The following is a 2,905-nucleotide window of genomic DNA, read 5'->3' as shown; positions in this document are numbered from 1 at the left end:
TCAATCTTTTCCTGCTCCAGATGCTCAACGGCGTGCAGTTCGGCGTCATGCTGTTTCTGGTCGCGGCCGGGCTGACGCTGATCTTCGGCATCATGGACCTCATCAATCTGTCGCACGGCGTCCTCTACATGGTGGGGGCCTATTTCGCCGCCACCTTCGTGGCGCTCACCGGTTCCTTCGTGCTCGGCCTCGCCCTGGCGCTGCCCGCCGCGCTGCTGCTCGGCGTGGTGCTGGAACTTCTTGTCTTTCGCAGGCTCTATGAGCGCGACCATCTCGACCAGGTGCTGGCGACCTTCGGCCTCATCCTCATCCTCAACGAGAGCGTCAAGGTGATCTGGGGTGCCGCGCCGCTCAGTGTGCCGGTGCCGGAGGCCCTGTCGGGATCGGTCGAGCTCTTCGGCAACGTGCGCTATCCGCTCTATCGCGTGGTGATCATCGCGGCCGGGATCGCGACCGCTGTCGGGCTTTACATCCTGGTCAACTTCACCCGCGTGGGCATGCTGCTGCGGGCGGGCGCGTCCAACGCGCCGATGGTGTCGGCGCTCGGCGTCGACATCCGGCGGCTGTTCACCATCGTCTTCGGCCTTGGCGCGATGCTCGCCGGCCTCGCCGGGGCGCTGGTGGCGCCGATCCTGTCGGTGGAGCCGGGCATGGGCGATTCCGTACTCATCCTCACCTTCGTCGTCATCGTCATCGGCGGCGTGGGGTCCGTGCGCGGAGCGTTCATCGCCGCCATTCTGGTCGGCGTGGTGGACACGGTGGGGCGGGTGTTCGGGCCGATCCTGCTGCGCACCCTGCTCGATCCCGCCGCCGCCTCGCAGACCGGGCGCACGCTCGCGCCGATGCTCATCTACATCCTGATGGCGGCTGTGCTGTTCTTCCGCCCGATGGGGCTGTTTCCCGTGCGCGGGGCCGCGCGATGACCACCTCGCCATCCAACATCGCGACCGCCCATCTGGCGGAAAGCCGCGTGTCCTGGCGTTCGGCGGGCTTCGCGGCCGCCGTCATGTTCGCGTTGCTCGCGCTGCTGCCGCTGCTCGCCGCCGTCACCGGCGACGCCTTCGTGCTGGTGATCGCGACCCGCATCATGATCTTCGCGCTTGCGGCGCTGTCGCTCGACCTCATCCTCGGCTACGGCGCGCTGGTGTCCTTCGGCCATGCCGCGTTCATCGGCATCGGCGCCTATGCGGTGGCGATCCTCAACGCCCATGGCATCGACGATCTGCTGGTCCAGAGCCTCGTCGCGGTCGCGGTCGCGGCGCTGTTCGCCTTGATCACCGGGGCGATCAGCCTGCGCACGCGTGGCGTCTACTTCATCATGATCACGCTCGCCTTCGGCCAGATGCTCTACTTCCTGATGATCTCGCTGTCGGCCTTCGGCGGCGACGACGGCTACACACTGCAACGCCGCTCGACCCTGCTGGGGCGGCCGTTGCTCGAGGACAAGCTGGTGCTGTTCTATGTCGTGCTCGGGGTGCTCGCGGCCGCCTTCCTGCTGGCGCGCATGCTGATCGCCTCGCGCTTCGGGCGCGTGCTGCGCGGCACGCGCGACAACGCCATACGCATGCAGGCGATCGGTTTTGCGCCGTTTCCCTACCAGCTCACGGCCTATGTCATCGCAGGCTGCCTCGCCTCGCTCGCCGGGGTACTGCTCGCCAACCAGGTGGAGTTCGTCTCGCCCGCCTACATGAGCTGGCAGCGGTCGGGCGAGCTGATCGTCATGGTGGTGCTCGGCGGCATGGGGACGCTCGCCGGTCCGATCGCGGGGGCGGCGGTCTTCATCCTGCTGGAGGAATGGCTCGCCGCCTTCTCGCAGCACTGGAAGCTCGGCTTCGGCTTCATCCTGCTGCTGATCGTGCTCGCCAGCAGGGACGGCGTCGGCGGGCTCGTCAAGCGCCTGTTCGGGGGAGGACGCCATGGCTGAGGCCGCTGCCGGGGGGCTGCTGTCGGTCCGCAACCTGTCGAAGCGATACGGCGCGCTCGTCGTGACCGACGATGTCAGCCTCGATATCCCCGAAAAGGAACTGCACGTCATCATCGGCCCCAACGGGGCGGGCAAGACGACGCTCATCCACCAGCTGTCGGGCCGGTTGCCGAGCGACGGCGGCCGGGTGACCTTCGCCGGCGAGGACATCACGCATCTGCCGATGCACCAGCGGGTGCGGCGGGGGCTGGCGCGCTCGTTCCAGATCACGACGCTGCTCGACGGCTTCACCGTGCTGGAGAACGTCGCCATGGCGGTGCAGGCACGGTCGGGATCGAGCTTCCGCTTCCTCGCGCCCGTCGCGCACGAGCGGGCGCTCAACGACGAGGCGATGGCCATCCTTGCCCGTCTTGGCCTCCACGACCGGGCGCGGCGGCGGGCGGGCGCGCTGTCGCACGGCGAGAAGCGCCAGCTCGAGATCGCGGTGGCGCTCGCCACCGGCGCGCGCACCCTGCTGCTCGACGAGCCGCTGGCCGGCACGAGCCACGAGGAATCGGCCGTGCTGGTGGAGCTGATGCGGACGCTGAAACAGACGCACACGCTGGTGCTGATCGAGCACGACATGGATGCCGTCTTCTCGCTCGCGGACCGCATCAGCGTGCTGGTCTACGGCAAGCTGATCGCTTCGGGCCTGCCCGCGGCGGTGCGGGCACATCCTGAAGTGCGGGCCGCCTATCTGGGCGACGCGTTCGACGTCGCGACCGCAAGCGGGAGAACCTGAGCGATGTTGCGGATCGAGGGACTTGAAAATGCCTATGGCGATCAGCGCATCCTGTTCGGCGTCGCATTCAGTGTGGGCGCGGGCGAGGTGGTGACGCTGCTCGGGCGCAACGGCATGGGCAAGACGACGACGGTGAAATCCATCTTCGGCCTGCTGCCGCCGAAGGCGGGCCGCGTGCTGATCGATGGCGAGGACGTCGC

4 protein-coding genes are annotated in these 2,905 nt (G+C 68.1%); all 4 read left to right on the top strand.

Features of this window, described 5'->3' with window-relative positions:
* The coding region (locus ACUSIJ_RS29500; RefSeq protein ID WP_449311979.1) for a branched-chain amino acid ABC transporter permease at positions 1 to 923 on the top strand (923 nt) is incomplete at its 5' end.
* Positions 924 to 1,006: 83 nt separating this feature from the next.
* Positions 1,007 to 1,924: a branched-chain amino acid ABC transporter permease gene (locus ACUSIJ_RS29495; RefSeq protein ID WP_449311980.1), complete on the top strand. Its 918-nt coding sequence runs from the start codon at positions 1,007 to 1,009 to the stop codon at positions 1,922 to 1,924.
* On the top strand, positions 1,917 to 2,705 hold the full coding sequence (locus ACUSIJ_RS29490) for an ABC transporter ATP-binding protein (RefSeq protein WP_449311978.1): 789 nt from the start codon (positions 1,917 to 1,919) through the stop codon (positions 2,703 to 2,705). The genes ACUSIJ_RS29495 and ACUSIJ_RS29490 overlap by 8 nt, the downstream gene beginning before the upstream one ends.
* Before the next feature lie 3 nt (positions 2,706 to 2,708).
* On the top strand, positions 2,709 to 2,905 hold a 197-nt coding region (locus tag ACUSIJ_RS29485; protein WP_449311977.1), incomplete at its 3' end, for an ATP-binding cassette domain-containing protein.

The organism is Pseudochelatococcus sp. B33, from assembly GCF_053570585.1.
This window is presented reverse-complemented; position numbering and strand designations above follow the sequence as displayed.

What these genes read in the sequence shown, in the direction of transcription:
- ACUSIJ_RS29495 (WP_449311980.1), top strand. Translation starts at nt 1,007, where the DNA reads ATGTTCGCGTTGCTCGCGCTGCTGCCGCTGCTCGCCGCCGTCACCGGC.
- ACUSIJ_RS29490 (WP_449311978.1), top strand. Translation starts at nt 1,917, where the DNA reads ATGGCTGAGGCCGCTGCCGGGGGGCTGCTGTCGGTCCGCAACCTGTCG.